Source organism: Amycolatopsis sp. GM8, from assembly GCF_021653975.1.
GTDB lineage: Bacteria > Actinomycetota > Actinomycetes > Mycobacteriales > Pseudonocardiaceae > Amycolatopsis_E.
The window spans coordinates 131,918-145,320 of the sequence record NZ_JAJKFK010000014.1; the positions used below are offsets into that span (position 1 = coordinate 131,918).

The following is a 13,403-nucleotide window of genomic DNA, read 5'->3' on the forward strand; positions in this document are numbered from 1 at the left end:
GCGAGTGAGTAGGTGGAGGGCGCCGCGGGGCGGTGGAACCTGGGGGTCGCTCCACCGCCGCCGCGGCTCCGCCGGACCGAGGGGGGAGGTGTCCGGCGGGTTTCGGGTACCTGGGACCGCCGGCCCCAGGTGTTGATGGTCAGCGTAATGGCTCGGCGGACCTTAGCGCCATATTGCATCTTGATTTTTCCGGTTTTCGGCCGGGGCTAGCCCCACCGGTCGGTGCGTGCGCCGAGTACGCCAAGTGCGACGGCAGCGGCCGTGGACGTACGCAATACGCTGGGGCCGAGCCGCACCGGGACCGCATCTGCGGACCGCAATGTCCGCAGTTCCGCGTCGCTGATCCCGCCTTCCGGCCCGACGATGAGCAAGATGTCCCCCTCGCGGGGGAGATCAACACGGGTGAGTCGTTCGTCAGCGCTGCCTTCGAGGACCAGCGCCAACGACGCGGCCTTGGCGACCGCGGCGAGCCCGGTGGTGTCGACGGGCTCCTCGACCGGTGGCACCCACACGCGCCGCGCCTGTTTGGCCGCCGCGCGCGCCGTGCTCTGCCAGCGGGCAAGCGCTTTCGCGCCGCGGGCGCCGTCTTCCCAGCGGGCCACACTGCGTTCCGCGCGCCACGGGAGTACGGCGTCGGCTCCGGCCTCGGTCGCGAGCTCCACCGCCAGCTCGCCCCGGTCGCCCTTCACCAGCGCCTGTACGACGGTCACCCGCAGCCGCGGCGCGGGTTCGGTCCACCGCCGCTCGATCGCCAGGTCCAGCGCGGCGTCCCGGCCGGGCCGGACGGCCTCGATCACGCACTCGGCCGCGGTGCCCGCGCCGTCGGTCAGCACCAGCCGCTCCCCCGCCCGCATCCGCCGCACGGTCACCGCGTGCCGGGCCTCCTCGCCGTCGAGCACGGCACGCGTGCCCGGCGGCAACGCCGCGACGAGGAACACCGGCGACGTGGTGCCCGGCATTACCGGTGGCTCTTGGCGCCGCGCAGCTTCGAGAACAGCCCGCCGGAGCGGCCGTTGCTGGCCAGTGTGGGCACGTCTTCGCCCCGCTGCTGGGCCAGCTCGCGCAGCAACTCGCGCTGGCTCTCGTCGAGCCGGGTGGGCACCATGACGTCGATGTGGACGTGTAGGTCACCGCGCCCGTCGACGCGCCCGGACGAGCGCAGCCGCGGCATGCCCTTGCCGGTCAGCACCAGCTCCGCGCCGGGCTGCGTGCCCGGGTCGAGGTCGAGGTCGAACTCGCCGTCGACCAGCGTCTCCAGCTGCACCTGTGCGCCCAGCGCCGCGGTGGTCATCGGGACGCGCAGGTTGCAGTGCAGGTCGTGGCCCTCGCGGAGGAACACGTCGTGCGGCTCCTCGTCGACCTCGACGTACAGGTCACCCGCCGGGCCGCCGCCGGGGCCGACCTCGCCCTGGCCGGACAGCCGGATCCGCATCCCGTCGCCGACCCCCGCCGGCACCTTCGCGGTCACCGTGCGGCGCGCCCGCACCCGGCCGTCGCCACCGCACTGGCGGCACGGGTCGGTGATGACCTCGCCGTAGCCGTGGCACACCGGGCACGGCCGGGCCGTGACCACCTGGCCGAGGAACGACCGCTGCACCGACTGGATCTCGCCCTGGCCGTTGCACGTGTCACAGGTCTTGACGGTGCCGCCGGGGGCGGTGCCGTTGCCGCGGCATTGGTCGCACAGGATCGCGGTGTCGACCGTGATCTCCTTGTCGACCCCGGTCGCGCACTCCTCCAGGGTCAGGCTGATCCGGATCAGCGCGTCCGAGCCGGGCTGCACGCGGCTGCGTGGCCCGCCGCCCCGGCCGCCACCACCCGTCGCGGCGCCGAAGAACGCGTCCATGATGTCGCCGAGGCCACCGAACCCCTGGAACGGGTCGCCCCCGCCGCGCGCGCCGGCGCCGTTGTCCAGCGGGTCACCGCCGAGATCCACGATCTTGCGCTTCTGCGGGTCGGAGAGGACCTCGTAGGCGGTGGTGACCTCGCCGAACTTGTGCTGCGCGTCGTCGGACGGGTTCACGTCCGGGTGCAGCTCCCGGGCCAGCCGCCGGTACGCGCGCTTGATCTCCTGATCTGACGCGTTCTTGGCCACGCCGAGAATCCCGTAGTAGTCCCTCGCCACCGTGCTCATGTCCTCCTGCCACACCTAGCCACCGGCCAGGATCTGCCCCACGTAGTTGGCCACCGCGCGGACCGCGGCGATCGTGCCCGGATAGTCCATCCGGGTCGGCCCGACGATGCCCATGCCGCCCAGGAGCATGTCGTCCTTCCCGTAGCCGATCGACACCACGGAAGTGCTGCGCATCTGCTCGTCTTCATTTTCCTCGCCGATGCGCACCGTGACGGCACCGGGGTTGCGCGCGGCGGCCAGCAGCTTCAGCACCACGACCTGTTCCTCGAGCGCCTCCAGCACCTGGCGCAGCGAACCGGGGAAGTCCGCGACGTTGCGGGTCAGGTTCGCCGTGCCGCCGAGCACGAGCCGCTCCTCCGGATGATCGACGAGGTGTTCGACCAGCACGGTACAGACCCGCACGAGCGCGTCCCGCAGCTCACCCGGCGCCTGGTCGGGCAGCTCCGCGACGCGGGCGGCCGCGTCGGTGAGCCGGCGGCCGGACAGCTTCGAGTTCAGCACGTCCCGGATCCGGGCGACGCTCTCCTCGGTCGTCACGTCGCCGAGGTCGATGGTGCGCTGGTCGACGCGGCCGGAGTCGGTGATCACCACGAGCATCAGCCGGGCCGGGGTGATCGGCACGACCTCCAGGTGGCGCAACGTGGCGGTCGACATCGACGGGTACTGCACCACCGCGACCTGCCTGGTCAGCTGCGCGAGCAGGCGCACCGACCGGCGCAGCACGTCGTCCAGGTCGAGCGCGCCGTCGAGGAAACTGGTGATCGCGCGGCGTTCGGCGCTGGTCAGCGGCTTTATGTCGGAGAGCCGGTCGACGAAGAGCCGGTACCCCTTGTCGGTCGGGATCCGCCCGGCGCTGGTGTGCGGCTGGGTGATGTAGCCGTCCTCCTCCAGCGCCACCATGTCGTTGCGCACGGTGGCGCTGGACACGCCCAGGTTGTGCCGGTCCACGATCGCCTTGGACCCGACCGGCTCCTGGTTGGAGACGTAGTCGGCGACGATGGCACGCAGCACCTCGAAGCGCCGCTCTTCGGAGCTGGCCACCCTTCACCTCCCGAACACGACGTACCTGACGTCGAGTTTACGGAAGCTGACGACGAAGCGTATCCAGGTCGCCAAGAACCCACGCGAGACCGCCGTGTTTGCTCCTCACGTCGCCGTGTTGGCCCGCCAGGTCGCCGTGTTTGCGCCCCACGTCACTGAGTTGGCCCGCCCGCGCGGGCGGGCCGACACGGCGCTCACGAGTTGCGGGGGAAACCCAGGTTCACCCCACCCTGGCTGGGGTCGGGCCAGCGGGACGTGACCACCTTGGTGCGGGTGAAGAAGTGGAAGCCCTCGGGGCCGTAGGCGTGGCTGTCGCCGAAGAGGGAGTCCTTCCAGCCGCCGAACGAGTAGTAGCTGACCGGCACCGGGATGGGCACGTTGAGGCCGATCATGCCGACCTCGACCTCGTTCTGGAACCGCCGCGCGGCGCGCCCGTCGTTGGTGAAGATCGCGGTGCCGTTGCCGTAGGCGTTGGCGTTCACCAGCTCCAGCGCCGAGTCGTAGCCGTCCGCGCGGACCACCGACAGCACCGGGCCGAAGATTTCGTCGCGGTAGACCGACATCTCGGGCGTGACCCGGTCGAACAGCGTCGGCCCGAGCCAGAAACCGCCGCCCTCGACGGCGATGTCCCGGCCGTCCACCACCAGGTCCGCGCCCTCGGCGATACCGGCGTCCACATAGGACTGAACCTTGTCCCGGTGCCCCGCCGTGACCAGCGGTCCCATCTCCGACGCCGGGTCCCGCCCGTCGCCGACGCGGAGCCGCGACATCCGCTCGGTGATCTTCGCGATCAGCTCGCCGGCCACCGGCTCGACCGCCACCACGACCGACACCGCCATGCACCGCTCCCCCGCCGAGCCGAAGCCCGCGGACACCGCCGCGTCGGCGGCCAGGTCGAGATCGGCGTCCGGCAGGACGACCATGTGGTTCTTCGCGCCGCCCAGCGCCTGCACGCGTTTTCCGTGGCTGGTACCGGTTTCGTAGACGTAGCGGGCGATCGGGGTGGAGCCGACGAACGAGATCGCCTGCACATCGGGGTGCGTGAGCAGGCCGTCGACCGCGACCTTGTCGCCGTGCAGCACGTTCACCACACCGTCCGGAAGTCCTGCCTCGGCAAGGAGTTCCGCGATGAACACCGCCGCCGACGGGTCCTTCTCGCTCGGCTTGAGCACGACCGTGTTGCCGCAGGCGATCGCGTTCGGCACGAACCACAACGGCACCATCGCCGGGAAGTTGAACGGCGAGATCACCCCGACCACGCCGAGTGGCTGCGCGATCGAGTACACGTCGACGCCCCGGGAAGCGTTTTCACTGAACCCGCCCTTGAGCATTTGCGGTGCGCCACAGGCGTATTCGACGTTCTCGATGGCACGCGCGATCTCACCGGCCGCGTCCGACTCGACCTTGCCGTGCTCGGCCGTGACGATCTTGGCCAGCTCGTCCTTGCGCGCGGTCAGCAACTCGCGGAAGGCGAACAGGATCCGGCTGCGCGCGGCGAGCGAAGTGTCCCGCCACCGCGGGAACGCGCGAGCCGCCGCCGCGACGGCCTCGGCGACCTGCCCGTCACCGGCGAAGTCCACGTGCGCGCGGACTTCGCCGGTGGCGGGATCGAACACCTCCCCGGTCCGGTCCGCGACCCCAGCCCAGTGCTTGCCGTCGATCCAGTGCGAAATCCGTGCGGTCATCGGGAAGCCTCCTGTACGGCCGCGATGGAGGCGCCGAGGATCTCCAGCGCCTCGTCGGCCTCTTCGCCGGTGAGCGTCATCGGCGGCGCGAGCCGGATGACGTTGTTGTGCAGCCCGCCCTTGCCGACGAGCAGACCGCGTTCGCGCGTCTCCTCCAGCACGGCCGATGCGTTGGGCGGACTGGGTTCCCTGCCGCCGGACTCGACGAGTTCGATCCCGATCATCAGCCCCTTGCCGCGCACGTCCCCCACGATGTCGTAGCGGTCACCGAGTTCGCGCAGCCGGGCGATGAGGTGGTTGCCGAGCTTCAAAGCATTGCCCTGCAAGTCGTTGTCGAGCAGATAGTCCAAAGTGGCCTTCGCGCCCGCGGTGGCGACCGGGTTGCCGCCGAACGTCGAGATCGAGTTCGCGGTGATCGAGTCCATCACATCGCCGCGCGCGACGACGCCGCCGATCGCCAGCCCGTTGCCCAAGCCCTTGGCGAACGTCATCACGTCCGGTGTCACGCCGTGTGCCTGAATGCCCCAGAAGTGCTCACCGGTGCGGCCCCAGCCGGTCTGGACCTCGTCGGAGATCAGCAGAATCCCATAGGAGTCCAGGACTTCCTTGAACGCGGCGAACAACCCGTCCGGCGGCACGTTGAACCCGCCCACGCCCTGGATCGGTTCCGCGATCAGCGCGGCGACGTCGCCCGAGGTCGTCGTCTGCAGCACGTCACGCAGATCGTCGGTGCAGGCCTTGATGTATTCGGCGTCTGACAGCGAGCCGAACGCGTCGCGGTAGCGGTAGCCGCCGTGCACGTAGCTGACCTTGACCGGCGACAGGGAACTGGCCGACCAGCCGCGGTTACCGGTGATGCCGACCGTGGCGAACGCGCGGCCGTGGTAGGAGTTGCGCAGCGCCAGCACCTGGTTGCTGCGCCGGTACTGGGTGGCGAGCATGAGCGCGGTTTCGTTGGCCTCGGTGCCGGAGTTGGTGAAGAACACCTTCGCGTCCGGGATACCCGACAGCTCCGCGATCCGCTCGGCGAGCTCCACCTGCTTGCGGATCAGGTACAGCGTCGAGGTGTGCAGCACGCCGGTGTCCAGCTGCGCCCGGATCGCGTCGGAGATCTCGGCGACGTCGTAGCCGATGGCGTTGGTCAGGATGCCGGCGAAGAAGTCCAGGTAGGTGTTCCCGTCGGCGTCGGTGACGCGCCGCCCGCTCGCACGGACGATCTCGATCGGTTCCTTGTAGTACAGCGCCAGCCAGTTCGGCAGCACGGCGCGGTGGCGGGCGACCAGCGATTCGCTCATGGCCCGAGTCTGTCCGAGCGCCCGCCACGGCGAACAGCCACAATGTGTACGGAGAACGCGATCCGCCCGTACAGTCTGTGTCCTATGTATCCGACCGTCGCCGACGTGCTCGCACTGCCGGTGGTGCGCCATGGCCGCCCCCGGGTGGTGGCGGGCGCCGAGGGCCTGGACGCGCGGGTGCGCTGGGTGCATGTGGCGGAGGTGGTCGATATCGGCCACCTGCTCAAGGGTGGTGAGCTGGTGCTCACCACCGGTGTAGCGCTGCCCGACGACCCGGTGACGCTGACCAAGTACGTCGACGGGCTCGCCGGGGCCGGGGTGGCCGGCCTGGTCGTCGAGCTGGTGCAGCACTGGAGCGACGCGCTGCCCGCCGCGCTGGTCGCGGCCGCCAACCGCAACGGGATCCCGCTCGTCACGCTGTCGCGCGAGACCCGGTATGTCACTGTGAGCGAGACGGTGAACGGGCTCATCGTGGACGCGCAGGTGGCGGAGCTGCGCGCGGCCGAGCAGGTGCACAAGGTGTTCACCGAGCTGTCGGTGTCCGGCGGCGACCCGGCGGACGTGCTGCGCGAGGTCGTCCGGCTGACCGAACGGCCGGTGGTGCTGGAAACCCTGTCGCACGAGGTGCTCGCCTACGACGCGGCGGGCACCGATCCCGGCGAGCTGTTCGACGGGTGGCCGGCCCGGTCCCGCTCGGTGCACGTCGGCGAGCGCACCGCGTACGCCCCCGACGCGGGCTGGCTGGTGGCCGTCGTGGGCGCCCGCGGCCGCGACTGGGGCCGGCTGATCATCGTGTCCGAGGAACCGCCGCCGCACCGGCACATCGTGGTCGCCGAGCGGGCCGCGTCCGCGCTGGCCGTGCACCAGCTGGTCGCGAGGGACGCCGAAAGCCTGGAACGGCAGGCACATCGCGCGGTGCTGGACGAGCTGCTGGCCTCGCCGGTGCCCTCGGCCGAGCTGCTCGCGCGGGCGTCCGCGCTCGGCGTGCCGCTGGCCGGGCGGCGGCTGGTCGGGGTCGCGATCCGGCCGCGGCTGACCGAGCGGAAGCAGCCGAGCGTTTCCGGCACGGCGGTGCTGCGGGACCTCGCCGAGACGATGTCGCTGGCGGCCCGGAGGGCGAAGGTGACCGCGCTCGTCGCAGTGCTCGACGAGCTGAGCGTCCGCATGCTGCTTTCCTTGTCCCCCCAGGCGAATGTCGACGCGGTGCTGGACCGGCTGGCGGACGCGGCCCGGCAGCCGCGGGTCGTCGCGGCGGGCACGACCGTGGACAGTCCCGCGCACGCGCGGCGCAGCCTGCTGGAGGCGGCGCAGGTCGCGGCGGCCGCCGTGCACGGTGGTCCGGACCTCGCGGTGCACCGGCTCGAGGACGTCCGGCTGCGCGGCTTGCTGCACCTGCTCGCCGGCGACGAGCGGGTGCGGACGTTCGCCGCGCGGGAGCTCGGGCCGCTGCTGTCGCGGGACGCCGCGGCGGGCACCCGGCTCGTGCAAGCGCTGCGGCACTACTGCGAACAGGGCGGCAACAAGTCCGCCGCCGCGGCGGCCGCGCACACCTCGCGCACGGCGTACTACCAGCAACTCGCGCGGATCGAGCAGGTGCTCGGGGTGCCGCTCGAAGATCCGGAATCCGTGTTGTCGCTCTACGTCGCCCTGCTCGCGCACGATCTAGGGAAGTAGATCACTCGGCCGTGTGGCGTACCGGCACGGGAAAACGCCGATACCTCCGATATGGCTCTTTCCACTATCGCGGCCGTCGCCACGATGCTCGCCGTCGCCGCGCCCGCCCACCCGGCTTCCTCGATCACCCTGACCCTGCGCGCGGATTCGGGCGCGACCACGTCGGTGACCCTCGAATGCGACCCGCCGGGCGGTAGTCATCCGCAGGCCGCCCGCACGTGCCGGACACTCGCGTCCGTGCACGGGGACTTCGGCCGGCTGCCGGCGGAGCAGATCATGTGCCCGATGATCTACGCCCCGGTCACCGCCACCGCGTACGGGCACTGGCACGCGCGCCCGGTAGCGTTCCACCACGAGTACGCGAATCGCTGCGTCGCGAACGCCCAGACAGCCAGCGTTTTCGATTTCTCGTAGCCGTTCCCGCGCCGGGCGCAATCGACAGAATGCGCGCGGGCGCGGGTAATGGTGAACACTCTGTCAGTGCCCACCGCCGCTGAAGGCGGGCACCATTCCGCAATGGCACCCTCGCAGATCACACACCCCGACGGGCGGGTGGATCTCAGCGACACGGCACCGCTTCGGGGCAGCCGGTTCTTCAACGACGAGCTGGCTCCCGTCCCGGTGGAAAAGCGAACCTGGAACACCTACAACTATTTCGCGCTGTGGATGGGGATGGCGCACAACATCCCGTCGTACGCGCTCGCCGCGTCCCTCATCGCGCTCGGCATGAACTGGCTGCAGGCGCTCATCACGATCACCCTGGGCAACCTGATCGTGCTGATCCCGATGCTGCTGAACAGCCACGCCGGCACGAAATACGGCATCCCGTTCCCGGTGTTCGCGCGGGCCTTCTACGGAATTCGCGGGGCGAACTTCGCCGCGCTGCTGCGCGCGTTCATCGCGTGCGGCTGGTTCGGCATCCAGACCTGGGTGGGCGGCGAGGCGATCTACATCCTCATCGGCAAGCTCGCCGGCAACGGCTGGCGGCACGCGAGCGAGGTCGGCGGGCAACCGTGGACGTTGTGGCTGTCGTTCGGGGTGTTCTGGATCGTGCAGCTGCTGATCATCTGGCGCGGCATGGACGCGGTGCGGCGGTTCGAGAACTGGACCGCGCCGCTGGTCTCGGTGGGCTTCCTGATCCTGCTGGGCTACGTGCTGGTCAAGGCGGGCGGGCTGGGCCCGATCCTGTCCGAGCCGTCGAAACTGGGCTGGAGCGGCGATTTCTGGAAGGTGTTCGCCCCGTCGCTGATGGCGATGATCGCGTTCTGGTCGACGCTTTCGCTCAACATGCCGGACTTCACGCGGTTCGGCGGGAGCCAGGCCAAACAGGTGCGCGGGCAGCTGCTCGGGCTGCCGACGACGATGACGTTCATCGCGGTCGTGGCGATCCTGACCACCTCGGGCGGGCAACTGCTCTACGGCGAGGCGATCTGGGACCCGGCGCAGCTGGCCGACCGGTTCACCAGCCCGGTGCTGGTCGTCGTCGCGCTGATCGCGCTGGTGCTCGCGACGATCTCGGCGAACCTCGCGGCGAACGTGGTGAGCCCCTCCTACGACTTCTCCAACGCCTTCCCCAAACGCGTCACGTTCGCACTGGGCGGTCTCATCACCGGCGTGATCGGGGTGGCGATCCAGCCGTGGCGGCTCTACTCCGACCCGAGCATCTACATCTTCGCGTGGCTCGGTTTCTACGGCGGGATCCTCGGCGCGGTCGCCGGGGTGCTGGTCGCCGGGTACTGGGTGCGGCGGCGCCGCACCCTCGACCTCGCCGGGCTCTACACCGAAGGCGGCCGGTACTGGTTCCGCGCGGGCTGGAGCTGGCAGGCGCTGGTCGCGACGATCGTCGGCGCGGTGCTCGCGGTCGGCGGCGCGTACACGGCGCCCGGTTCGGCAGGACCGTTCCCCGCGGATGGGCTCATCCCGTTCCTCAAGCCACTCTACGACTACAGCTGGGTCGCCGGCCTGGCCGGCGGATTCGTGGTCTACCTCGTGCTGACCCTGCCGGGTCGCGCGGCCGAAGAGAAGGAGGAAGTCAGTGAGCAACCTGGTCAGGGCCGGCTTGGTGCAGCAGCGGTGGACGGGTGACAAGGACTCGATGATCGCCGGCGCCGTCGAGGCGATCGGCACCGCCGCCTCGCAGGGCGCGCAGGTGGTGTGCCTGCAGGAACTGTTCTACGGCCCCTACTTCTGTCAGGTACAGGACGCCGACTACTACTCCTACACCGAAGGCATCCCGGACGGGCCGACGACGAAGCTGCTGCAGGAGGTCGCCGAGCGGCACGGGATCGTGATCGTCGCGCCGATGTACGAACAGGAGCAGCCCGGGGTCTACTACAACACCGCGGCGGTGATCGACGCCGACGGCAAGTACCTCGGCAAGTACCGGAAGAACCATATCCCGCAGGTGAAGGGCTTCTGGGAGAAGTTCTACTTCCGGCCAGGGAACACGGGTTACCCGGTGTTCGACACCGCGGTCGGCCGGATCGGCGTGTACATCTGCTACGACCGGCACTTCCCGGAGGGCTGGCGCGCGCTCGGCCTGGCCGGGGCGAAGATCGTGTTCAACCCGTCGGCGACGAGCCGGGGCCTCTCGCAGTACCTGTGGCGGCTCGAACAGCCCGCGGCGGCGGTGGCGAACGAGTACTACGTCGGCGCGATCAACCGGGTCGGGGTGGAACCGTTGGGCGACAACGACTTCTACGGCCAGACGTACTTTGTGGACCCGCGCGGCGAGCTGGTCGGGGACGCGGCGTCGGACGAGAAGGACGAGGTGGTCGTGCGCGATCTCGACCTGGACAAGCTCGCCGAGGTGCGCGATCTGTGGGCCTTCTACCGCGATCGCCGCCCGGACTCCTACGGATCGATCGTGGAGCCGTGATGCGCACTCTCATCAAGGGCGGGACGGTGTTGTCCACGACTGGTGGCGTCCTGGCGGATGTGCTCGTCACCGATGAACGGGTCACCGCCGTCACCGAGCCAGGCGAGTTCGAAACCGCGGACACGGTGCTCGACGCGACCGGGAAGTACGTGCTCCCGGGCGGGATCGACGCCCACACGCACATGGAGATGCCGTTCGGCGGCACGTTTTCGGCGGACACCTTCGAGACCGGGACCACGGCCGCCGCGTGGGGCGGCACCACGACGATCATCGATTTCGCCGTGCAGGCCAAGGGAACCTCGCTGCTGTCCACTCTGGACAAGTGGCACGAGAAGGCCGACGGGAACTGTGCGATCGACTACGGGTTCCACATGATCGTGTCGGACGTCAACGACGGCACGCTCAAGGAGATGGAGACCTGCGTCGGCGCCGGGGTGTCCAGCTTCAAGATGTTCATGGCCTACCCCGGCGTGTTCTACTCGACGGACGGCGAGATCCTGCGCGCGATGAGGAAGGCCACCGAGACCGGCGCAATGATCATGATGCACGCGGAGAACGGCATCGCGATCGACGAACTGGTGGCGCAGGCGCTGGCCGATGGCCGCACGGATCCGGTACAGCACGGGTACACGCGTCCGTCCGCTTTGGAGGGTGAGGCGACTTCGCGCGCCATCGCACTGGCGGGCGTGACCGGTGCGCCGCTGTACATCGTGCACCTGTCGGCCGCGGAAGCGCTTTCCGCCGTGGCGGAGGCACGCGACGACGGGCGGAACGTGTTCGCGGAGACGTGCCCGCAGTACCTGTATCTGTCCATAGAGGACTTGGCGCGGCCCGGCTTCGAAGGTGCGAAGTACGTCGCTTCTCCCCCGTTGCGGGAGAAGCGGCACCAAGCCGACCTGTGGCGGGGCTTGCGGACGAACGACCTGTCAGTGGTCTCGACGGATCACTGCCCGTTCTGTTTCAAGGACCAGAAGGAACTCGGGCGCGGCGATTTCTCGAAGATCCCCAACGGGATGCCGGGGGTCGAACACCGGATGGACCTGCTGCACCAAGGTGTTGTCGCGGGTGAGATCTCGCTGGGCCGCTGGGTCGAGGCGTGCTCCACGACGCCGGCGCGGATGTTCGGGCTGTACCCGCGCAAGGGCGTCATCGCGCCGGGCTCGGACGCGGACATCGTGATCTACGATCCGGCCGCTCGCCAGACGCTTTCCGCGGAGACGCACCACATGGCGGTGGACTACTCCGCGTACGAAGGTTTCGAGATCACGGGCAAGGTGGAAACCGTGCTGTCACGGGGAAAGGTCGTCGTGTCGCCGGACGGCTTCGCGGGCGGGGCGGGTCACGGGAACTTCCTGTCGCGCGATCTGTGCCAGTACCTGAACTGAGGGGTCACCATGGATTTCGGTGTGGTGCTGCAGACCGATCCGCCCGCGCGGGACGTGGTACGGCTGATGAAGGACGCCGAGGGGCGGGGGTTCGGTTACGGCTGGACGTTCGACTCGTGCGTATTGTGGCAGGAGCCGTTCGTCATCTACTCGCAGATCCTCGCGGCCACTTCGTCGATGATCGTGGGCCCGATGGTCACCAGTCCGGGCACGCGGGACTGGTCGGTGACGGCGTCGTTGTTCGCAACACTGAACGACATGTTCGGCAACCGGACGGTCTGCGGTATCGGCCGGGGCGACTCGGCACACCGGGTGATCGGCAAGCCACCGTCCACTTTGGCCACCCTGCGCGAGTCGATGCACGTCATCAAGGAGCTGGCCGAGGGGCGCGCGGTTACCCTGCACGACAAGGAAGTGCGGATCCCGTGGGTCCGCAATGGACGGCTCGAAATGTGGATGGCCGGTTACGGTCCGAAGGCACTACGCATGGTCGGCGAGCATGCCGATGGTTTCATCCTGCAGTGCGCGGATCCGGCGATCGCCCGGTGGACCATCGGTTCCGTGCACGAGGCGGCCCGGGCCGCAGGCCGGGACCCGGCGGGCATCACGATCTGTGTGGCCGCTCCCGCGTATGTCGGTGATGACCTGCCACATCAGCGGGAGCAGCTCCGGTGGTTCGGCGGCATGGTCGGCAACCATGTGGCGGATCTCGTTACGCGGTATGGTGATTCGGGCCCGGTGCCGAAGGAGCTGACCGACTACATCAAGGAACGTCAGGGGTACGACTACGCGCACCATGGCCGGGCGGGCAACCCGTCCACAGATTTCGTCCCGGACGAGATCGTGGACCGGTTCTGCTTGACCGGACCAGCAGGCGCGCATGTCGAACGGTTGCAGGAACTCGCGGAGCTGGGTGTGGACCAGTTCTCGGTGTACCTCATGCACGATGAGCGCGAACGGACGCTTGCGGCGTATGAGGATATTGTTGGGAAGCTCTCGAGTTAAAGATTAAAAGATGCCTCGCCGGCGGGCTGGCTCCGGGGATGGCTGGGCCCAAAGGGATCTTGCGTTGGGTGGGTGGTCGGGGTGGGAGGAATCCGCGAGCACCGCCCAACGCCCATACCCTCCCCCGCCCCGATCCCAAGCCGCCCTTGCGGGAAGCGGGGTTTGTCAAGGTACTCTTTTGAGGTGCTCCGAGGTTTCCGGACATGTCTTCCAAGTAGGCTGGTGGAGGATCCGGAGGAGTTTTTATGGCCAGGAGACAGAGAAGGTATTCGCCGGAATTGAAGGCCGAGGTGGTGAAGGCGGTCC

Annotated in this window: 11 protein-coding genes; 6 read left to right on the forward strand and 5 right to left on the reverse strand. The window is 69.3% G+C overall.

The window, feature by feature from the left end:
* Positions 1-206 precede the first annotated feature (206 nt).
* From LOZ83_RS39025 to LOZ83_RS39045, 5 genes are all read right to left on the reverse strand, one after another.
* Entirely contained in the window at positions 207-959 is a 753-nt protein-coding gene (locus LOZ83_RS39025; protein WP_236796962.1) for a 16S rRNA (uracil(1498)-N(3))-methyltransferase, read from the reverse strand.
* The gene (gene dnaJ / locus LOZ83_RS39030) at positions 959-2,125 is read right to left on the reverse strand and encodes a molecular chaperone DnaJ (protein ID WP_236796979.1); all 1,167 of its coding nucleotides are present in this window, start codon (positions 2,123-2,125) and stop codon (positions 959-961) included. The genes LOZ83_RS39025 and dnaJ overlap by 1 nt, the downstream gene beginning before the upstream one ends.
* Positions 2,126-2,149: 24 nt before the next feature.
* A complete protein-coding gene (gene hrcA / locus LOZ83_RS39035; RefSeq protein ID WP_236796963.1) occupies positions 2,150-3,175 on the reverse strand; it encodes a heat-inducible transcriptional repressor HrcA in 1,026 nt (341 codons plus the stop codon).
* Positions 3,176-3,369: 194 nt separating this feature from the next.
* On the reverse strand, positions 3,370-4,860 hold the full coding sequence (locus tag LOZ83_RS39040) for a CoA-acylating methylmalonate-semialdehyde dehydrogenase (RefSeq protein ID WP_236796964.1): 1,491 nt from the start codon (positions 4,858-4,860) through the stop codon (positions 3,370-3,372).
* Positions 4,857-6,155, reverse strand: a complete 1,299-nt coding sequence (locus tag LOZ83_RS39045; RefSeq protein ID WP_236796965.1) for an aspartate aminotransferase family protein — start codon at positions 6,153-6,155, stop codon at positions 4,857-4,859. Before LOZ83_RS39045 ends, LOZ83_RS39040 begins: the two co-directional genes overlap by 4 nt.
* A gap of 84 nt (positions 6,156-6,239) precedes the next feature.
* Here LOZ83_RS39045 and LOZ83_RS39050 point away from each other — a divergent pair, with 84 nt between their 5' ends.
* The 6 genes from LOZ83_RS39050 (at position 6,240) to LOZ83_RS39075 (ending at position 13,097) form a co-directional block, all read left to right on the forward strand.
* Positions 6,240-7,829 (forward strand): PucR family transcriptional regulator, encoded by a 1,590-nt coding sequence (locus LOZ83_RS39050; protein WP_236796966.1) that lies wholly within the window; start codon positions 6,240-6,242, stop codon positions 7,827-7,829.
* 51 nt (positions 7,830-7,880) lie between these two features.
* The gene (locus LOZ83_RS39055) at positions 7,881-8,243 is read left to right on the forward strand and encodes an SSI family serine proteinase inhibitor (protein ID WP_236796967.1); all 363 of its coding nucleotides are present in this window, start codon (positions 7,881-7,883) and stop codon (positions 8,241-8,243) included.
* Positions 8,244-8,345: 102 nt separating this feature from the next.
* Positions 8,346-9,914, forward strand: a complete 1,569-nt coding sequence (locus LOZ83_RS39060; protein WP_236796968.1) for an NCS1 family nucleobase:cation symporter-1 — start codon at positions 8,346-8,348, stop codon at positions 9,912-9,914.
* On the forward strand, positions 9,865-10,707 hold the full coding sequence (locus tag LOZ83_RS39065) for a nitrilase-related carbon-nitrogen hydrolase (RefSeq protein WP_236796969.1): 843 nt from the start codon (positions 9,865-9,867) through the stop codon (positions 10,705-10,707). The genes LOZ83_RS39060 and LOZ83_RS39065 overlap by 50 nt, the downstream gene beginning before the upstream one ends.
* A complete protein-coding gene (gene hydA, locus LOZ83_RS39070; RefSeq protein ID WP_236796970.1) occupies positions 10,707-12,092 on the forward strand; it encodes a dihydropyrimidinase in 1,386 nt (461 codons plus the stop codon). Before LOZ83_RS39065 ends, hydA begins: the two co-directional genes overlap by 1 nt.
* A 9-nt stretch (positions 12,093-12,101) precedes the next feature.
* A complete protein-coding gene (locus tag LOZ83_RS39075) occupies positions 12,102-13,097 on the forward strand; it encodes a TIGR03842 family LLM class F420-dependent oxidoreductase (protein WP_236796971.1) in 996 nt (331 codons plus the stop codon).
* Positions 13,098-13,403 lie beyond the last annotated feature (306 nt).

What these genes read in the sequence shown, in the direction of transcription:
- LOZ83_RS39025 (WP_236796962.1), bottom strand. Translation starts at nt 959, where the DNA reads ATGCCGGGCACCACGTCGCCGGTGTTCCTCGTCGCGGCGTTGCCGCCG.
- LOZ83_RS39040 (WP_236796964.1), bottom strand. Translation starts at nt 4,860, where the DNA reads ATGACCGCACGGATTTCGCACTGGATCGACGGCAAGCACTGGGCTGGG.
- LOZ83_RS39045 (WP_236796965.1), bottom strand. Translation starts at nt 6,155, where the DNA reads ATGAGCGAATCGCTGGTCGCCCGCCACCGCGCCGTGCTGCCGAACTGG.
- LOZ83_RS39050 (WP_236796966.1), top strand. Translation starts at nt 6,240, where the DNA reads ATGTATCCGACCGTCGCCGACGTGCTCGCACTGCCGGTGGTGCGCCAT.
- LOZ83_RS39055 (WP_236796967.1), top strand. Translation starts at nt 7,881, where the DNA reads ATGGCTCTTTCCACTATCGCGGCCGTCGCCACGATGCTCGCCGTCGCC.
- LOZ83_RS39060 (WP_236796968.1), top strand. Translation starts at nt 8,346, where the DNA reads ATGGCACCCTCGCAGATCACACACCCCGACGGGCGGGTGGATCTCAGC.
- hydA (WP_236796970.1), top strand. Translation starts at nt 10,707, where the DNA reads ATGCGCACTCTCATCAAGGGCGGGACGGTGTTGTCCACGACTGGTGGC.
- LOZ83_RS39075 (WP_236796971.1), top strand. Translation starts at nt 12,102, where the DNA reads ATGGATTTCGGTGTGGTGCTGCAGACCGATCCGCCCGCGCGGGACGTG.